Below are 6478 nucleotides of genomic sequence, written 5' to 3'. Positions count from 1 at the left end.
CGCTAGCCATTCGGTCACGGTTGCGCGCAAATTCGGCTTGCCCGCCGCCCGTGCCTCGTCGATGACCCGCCGCAACTCTTCTATCGAGACGCGGCGGATCAGGTGTTTCACCGGGCCGATCGAGGCCGGGCGCATCGACAGCCGCCTGATGCCCAATGCCGCAAGGGTCAGCGCCTCGACCGGGCGACCCGCATCCTCGCCGCAAAAGGACAAGGGCACGCGCGCATCCTCGCAACGCGCGATGATATGGCTGAGGAAATCGAGAAAGGGCGAACTGAGCATGTCATAGCGGCGGCGCACCCTCTCGTTCTCGCGGTCGGCGGCGAAGAAGAATTGTTTCAGGTCGTTTCCGCCGATCGAGATAAAGTCGCACATTTCGAAAAACCGCTTGGGCGCATAGGCCAGCGAAGGGGTTTCCAGCATCGCGCCGACGCGGATGTCGCTTGGCATGGCGTGTCCCAGCCGTTGTTCGCGCGACATTTCCTGCATCAGGATGCGATGGGCGCTTTCGTATTCGCCAATATCGGCGACAAAGGGGAACATCACGTGCAGCGGTCGCCCCGATGCCGCCCGGATCAGCGCCTGCAGTTGCATCCTCAGGACGCCGCGCTTGTCCAACCCGACGCGGATCGCCCGCCAGCCCATCGCGGGGTTCGGTTCGTCCTGCGGTTTCATATAGGGCAGCACCTTGTCCGAGCCGATGTCGAGCGTGCGAAACATCACCGTCTTGCCATGCGCGCTGTTCAGGACATGGCGATACAGTTCGGCCAGTTCCGCACGGCGCGGGACATGGCTGCGGATCAGGAATTGCAGCTCGGTGCGGAACAGCCCCACGCCTTCCGCGCCCGAACTTTCCAGCGAGGGCAGGTCGGCCATAAGCCCGGCATTCATATAAAGCTGAATGGTCGTGCCACAAGTGCCGGTGGCGGGCAGGTGGCGCAGGCTGGCATAGCGGGTCTGCGCCTCGGCCTGCATCGCCATCTTGTCGCGAAAGGCGGCGGCGACTGATTCCTCGGGGCGCAGGTGAACGATGCCCTGATCGCCATCCACAAGGACCGGATCGCCGTTCAGTGCCTCGAAGGTGACGCGGTTTGCATGGATGACCAGCGGAATTGCCAGCGCGCGGGCCACGATGGCGGCATGGCTGCCGACCGAGCCTTCCTCAAGCACGACGCCTTTCAGGTTGCGGCCATATTCCAGCAATTCGGCAGGGCCGATATTGCGGGCGATCAGGATCGGCTTTTCGGGCAGTTCCGCGCCGGTATCCAGTCCCTGGCCCGTCAGAATGCGCAACAGCCGGTTCGCCAGATCGTCCAGATCGTGCAGCCGGTCGCGCAGATAGGGGTCCGAGGCCAGCTCCAGCCGGGCGCGGGCTGCGGATTGTTCCTTTTCCACCGCAGCCTCGGCTGAAAGGCCAAGCTTGATATCCTCTTCCATCCGCTTCAGCCAGCTTCGCGAACGCGAGAACATGCGATAGGTTTCCAGAACCGAGTTATGTTCGCCTTCGCCCATCTCGGCGGCGGAAAGCATGGCGTCGATGGTCGCGCGCAGCGTATCGACGCCTTCATGCAGCCTTTCACGTTCTCGTTTGGGATCGTCACCGACCGGGTTGGTGACGACGACGCGCGGTTCGTGCAGCCAGACCTGCCCCTCGGCGCTGCCTTCCTGTGCGCTGGTGCCGTGGATCACCAGCGGAAAGCGGTGCGCCTTGGGCATGCTGTCGGACCCGCCGCCCTGAAACGCACCCAGTTCGGCCATTTCGGCCAGCACCATGGCGACGACTTCCAGGCCATAAACCTCATCGTCGCTGAATTGCCGCGCCGCGCGGGACTGGACAACCAGAACGCCCAGCTTTTCGCCGACCCGCTGGATCGGAACGCCCAGAAACGAAGGGAACACCTCTTCCCCGGTTTCGGGCATGAATCGGAAACCCGGTTCAGACGGGGCATCGGCGCTGTTCACATAGCGGCCAGAACGGGCCACCCGACCCACCAGCCCCTCGCCCAGACGCAGCCGGGTCTGGTGGACGGATTCAGCGCGCAACCCCTCGGTCGCGCAAAGTTCCAGCGTCTGGGGGTCGCGGAACAGATAGATCGAACAGACGGCGGTCCCCATCGAATCGGCGATGTGATGGGTGATCTGGTCAAGCCTGTCCTGCCCGCCGCCCGGAGCGCCGAGAATTTCTTTCAGCCGCCGCAGCAGTTTGCGGGAATCGCTGTCCTTGCGGTCCATCATCGCCTGCCTGCCTTTGCTGTCGCGATGGCCCCGTTTCGCGCCCGGATGCCGGACCTCAGCCCGGCATCGTCACGCTGCTTCGAGACCGAAGGCATCATGCAGTGCCTGAACAGCCAATTCCATATACTTCCGGTCGATCATGACCGAAATCTTTATCTCGCTGGTTGCGATAACCTTGATATTGATGTTTTCTTCGGCAAGTGCCCTGAACATCATCGCCGCGACGCCGGTATGGCTGCGCATACCGATTCCGACAACGCTGACCTTGGCGACCTCGGTATCGACGATCAGCTCGTCATAGGTGATCTGACCGGCGGCGCGCGATTCTTCCATGGCGCGTTTGGCGCGTTCGACCTGATTGATCGGCACCGAAAAAGTCATGTCCGTGACCGAGCCGGGGTGATCGTCATAATCTTTTTCCGAAATGTTCTGGACAATCATGTCCACATTCACGCCCGCCTCGGCCAGAGGAGCAAAGATCGCGGCCGAGATGCCGGGGCGGTCCTCGACCGTGACCAGCGTGATCTTGGCTTCGTCGCGCGAATAGGCGACACCGTTGACGACTTTTGATTCCATGATTTCATCCTCATCACAGACCAGTGTACCCGAATTTTCGTCGGTTTCCCCGAAAGAGGACAGCACCCGTAACCGGACCTTATAGCGCATCGCCAGCTCGACCGAGCGGGTTTGCAGCACCTTCGCGCCAAGGCTGGCCAGTTCCAGCATTTCCTCGAAGGCGATCCTTTTCAGCTTGCGCGCCTTCGAGGTAATACGCGGATCGGTCGTATAGATGCCATCGACATCGGTATAGATGTCGCAGCGTTCGGCCCCGAAGGCGGCTGCAAAGGCAACGGCGGTGGTGTCGGACCCGCCTCTGCCCAATGTCGTGATCCGGCGGTCCGGCCCCAGCCCCTGAAAGCCCGCGACCACAGCCACCTTGAAGCCTTCGGCGAATTTCTGGTCGATATTGTGGCGCGGAATGTCCACGAAGCGGGCTGCGGAATGGGCAGAGGTGGTATTGATCGGCACCTGCCAGCCCTGCCAGCTTCGTGCCGGGATGCCCAGTTCCTGCAGGCTCAGCGCCATCAGCCCGGCAGTCACATTCTCGCCCGAGCTGACCACGGCGTCATATTCGCGCGCGTCGAACAGCGGCGAGGTTCCTTCGACCCAGCCGACCAGTTCATTGGTCTTGCCCGACATCGCGCTGACGATGACGATGACGTCATAGCCGCGCTCGACCTCGCGCTGCACCTTCTTGGCGGCGTTCTTGATCCGGTCCAGGTCGGCCACGGATGTTCCGCCGAATTTCATCACCAGAAGCGGCATTCAGGGCCTCCAGCCACGGGGTTGTCCATCGGCGGGGCTTTTATGGGCGGGGGGCCAAAACCGCAAGGGGGCACGACAGGGGTGGGTGCGATCTGTCACGTTATGTTCCGGCGTTCATGCCAGCGGCGCTGACGAATGCCCCGTTCTCCGCATCTGGCGCTGGTTTGAGCCCTGTCGGACCTATGCGGCAGTCCGGACAAATGTAGCGTGCATGATTCGGATGAATGTTATGGACGTTTGCCTCGCATTTGAGTTCCACCCCAGGCCGATCGCCTGGATTGGCCCCCCGCCACCCGACGAGACTCGCGATTGAAGTTCGGCATCCGGCCCGGCCTTGACCTCGGGTAGTTCAGTTTTTTCGGCCGGGTCGCTGTGCAGATAGGGCGACAGGCGGAAGAGACCAGATTGCCCACGGAAAACACGGTGATGATCCATGGCTGCAATTCCGGGCGACCGGTCATCCGGGCGACAAGGATCAGCCCGTCGCTGACGGCCGATGCAATCAGCGCAACTCCGATGCACAGCCAAATGCGTGCCGGAAGGTTGTCGTGCGCCAGAAGCGCCTGCGGTTGCACAGGCGGGCTCGCGGGCGATGGCGGATATCTCGCAAGGAAAAGCGACCCGCCGTCCGGAAACATGATCATCCGGAGGGGGAGCAGACTGGCCGATATCGCACTCGGCGCGGACAGTACAACTTGTGGGAAATTGAAAGTCGGCTTGCACCTTGCTGCGGCGCTGGCCATAGACCGCAATGAACCGCAGCAAGGGGACAGGGCAGATGCTGACGCATGAGATCAACGAGGGTTTTCGCCAGCGGCTGAGCCGGGGCGGTGCGATCCTGATGCCGGGCGCGGCCAATGCGCTGTCGGCCCGCGTGATCGAGGGGCTGGGCTACGAGGCGATCTATATCTCGGGCGCGGGGGTGACGAACACGTTTTACGGCATCCCGGACATGGGTTTCGTGAACCTGACCGACATCGCGCAGCACACCGCGATCCTGCGCAACACCACCGATCTGCCGCTGGTGGTGGATGCCGATACCGGCTTTGGCAACGCCGTCAATGTCTATCACAGCGTGCGGGTGATCGAACGGGCGGGGGCCAGCGCGATCCAGCTTGAGGATCAGGTCAGCCCGAAACGCTGCGGCCATTTCAACGGCAAGGATGTGGTCGCGCTGGACGAGGCGCGCGGCCGCATCCGGGCGGCGGCGGATGCGCGGCAGGATCCGAATTTCCTGATCGTCGCGCGCACCGACGCACGCGCCACCCTGTCCCTGTCCGAGGCGATCGACCGCGCCGCCGCCTTTGTCGAGGACGGCGCCGACATCACCTTTGTCGAGGCACCCACCAGTCTGGAAGAAATCGCCGAAATCCCCCGCCGCCTTGCCGGAACACCGCAACTGATCAATCTGGTGGTCGGCGGCAAGACCCCGATCATCGATTTCGCCACGCTGGACCGGATGGGCTTTGCGCTGGTGCTGTATGCGAATGTGGCCTTGCAGGGCGCGCTGTTGGGCATGCAGCGCGCGCTTGCCGAATTGCAGCGGACCGGCCGCATGGACGAGGGCGATCTGGTCGCCGACTTCATGCTGCGGCAAGAGACGGTGCAAAAACCCCTGTTTGACGCGCTGGAGAAGAAGTTCGTCTGAAAGTCTCGAACTGGTTCCCTGTTTTTCTCGCCGTCTGGTACTTTGCGCAATACCAGAGCGGGCCTAGCGTCTGATTGTCCGCGACCGCAAACGTGGGGAGGCAGGGGTGAATCGGGGATCAGGTATCAGGATCGGGCTGATCGGCGGCGGTTTCATCGGCCGTTCGCATGCGCTGGCCATCCGCGCGGTGAACGCGACCTTTGCCGAGCTGCCGCTGCGGGCCTGCGCGCATGTGCTGTGCGACCTCGACGCCGGAAAAGCCGCCCGGCTGGCCGGTGAGACGGGATTTGCCAACTGGACCGATGACTGGCGGCAGGCAGTCGAGGATGCGGATGCAGTGGTGATCGCCGTTCCTGGCCAGTTCCATCACAGGATCGCCAGCCATGCCATTGAACGGGGTAAGGCGGTTCTGTGCGAAAAGCCGGTGGGCCTGTCGGCCGCGGAAAATCAGGCGTTGGCCGATGCGGCGCAGGTGGCGGGTGTGGTGAACGCGGTGGGTTTTACCTATCTGCGCGCGCCGATGGTGGCCCATGCGCGGCAATTGCTGGACAGTGGCATACTGGGCCGCCCGGTGCATTTTCATGGCCGCCATTTCGAGGATTATCTGGCCTCGCCAGACGCGCCCTTTTCCTGGCGGATGGACCCTGCCATTGCCGGGCGCTGTGGCGCATTGGGTGATCTGGGCTGTCATATCCTGGCGGTGGCGCGTTATCTTTGTGGCCCGGTGGCCAGCCTGTCGGGAAACAGCGCCATCGTGCATCCGTTGCGCCCGGCTGATCCGGGCAGGAAAGAGATGCGCGCCGTCGGGAACGAGGACTATGCCTCGGCGCAGTTGCGCTTTGAAAGCGGCACCACCGGCATGATCGAGGCCAGCCGCGTTGCCCTTGGCTGCAAGATGGACATCGCCTTCGAGCTGATCTGCGACCGGGGCGCGATCCGTTTCGGGGGCGAGCGGATGAATGAATTGTCGGTCTATCTGCAAGAGGACGCGGACCGGGGCATTCCCGGCTTTCGGCGGGTACTGATAAATGCCGGTCATCCCGGCTATCCGGCCTTTTTGCCCGCGCCGGGGCATGGCCTGGGCTTCAATGACCTCAAGACCATCGAAATCGCCGCCTTCCTGCGCGGCATCGCGACGGGTGACAGCGTCTATCCCGATCTGGCCGAGGCCGCCCGGATCGCGCGCATATGCGAGGCGATACTGGATTCGTCCGAGGCGCGCGGCTGGATCGACAATCCCGAACATTCACCCTCAACCTAGCAGGTTCC

General features: G+C 63.0%; 4 protein-coding genes. 2 read left to right on the top strand and 2 right to left on the bottom strand.

Going from position 1 to position 6478, the window contains the following annotated elements:
• Together ptsP and ACK5L9_RS20850 are read right to left on the bottom strand one after the other, a co-directional pair.
• A partial coding sequence (gene ptsP, locus ACK5L9_RS20855) for a phosphoenolpyruvate--protein phosphotransferase (protein ID WP_416913376.1) occupies positions 1-2235 on the bottom strand: 2235 nt, incomplete at its 3' end.
• A 69-nt stretch (positions 2236-2304) separates the two neighbouring features.
• Positions 2305-3561, bottom strand: coding sequence for an aspartate kinase (locus ACK5L9_RS20850; RefSeq protein ID WP_416913375.1), 1257 nt, complete (start codon positions 3559-3561; stop codon positions 2305-2307).
• A 778-nt stretch (positions 3562-4339) separates the two neighbouring features.
• Here ACK5L9_RS20850 and ACK5L9_RS20845 point away from each other — a divergent pair.
• Both ACK5L9_RS20845 and ACK5L9_RS20840 read left to right on the top strand, forming a co-directional pair.
• Complete coding sequence (locus tag ACK5L9_RS20845; RefSeq protein WP_416913374.1) at positions 4340-5209, top strand: isocitrate lyase/PEP mutase family protein; 870 nt, start codon at positions 4340-4342, stop codon at positions 5207-5209.
• Between the two features lie 106 nt (positions 5210-5315).
• Positions 5316-6470: a Gfo/Idh/MocA family protein gene (locus ACK5L9_RS20840; RefSeq protein WP_416913373.1), complete on the top strand. Its 1155-nt coding sequence runs from the start codon at positions 5316-5318 to the stop codon at positions 6468-6470.
• The last annotated feature ends 8 nt before the right edge of the window (positions 6471-6478 follow it).

Origin of the sequence: Paracoccus sp. (in: a-proteobacteria), assembly GCF_047973135.1 — a bacterium.
In the GTDB taxonomy this organism is placed as follows: domain Bacteria; phylum Pseudomonadota; class Alphaproteobacteria; order Rhodobacterales; family Rhodobacteraceae; genus Paracoccus.
The sequence above is the reverse complement of the archived record's forward strand: the minus strand, read 5'-3'. Positions and strand labels throughout refer to the sequence as shown.

Bases quoted from the DNA above. Each gene is read 5' to 3' on its own strand.
- ACK5L9_RS20850 (WP_416913375.1), bottom strand. From the start codon at position 3,561: ATGCCGCTTCTGGTGATGAAATTCGGCGGAACATCCGTGGCCGACCTG.
- ACK5L9_RS20845 (WP_416913374.1), top strand. From the start codon at position 4,340: ATGCTGACGCATGAGATCAACGAGGGTTTTCGCCAGCGGCTGAGCCGG.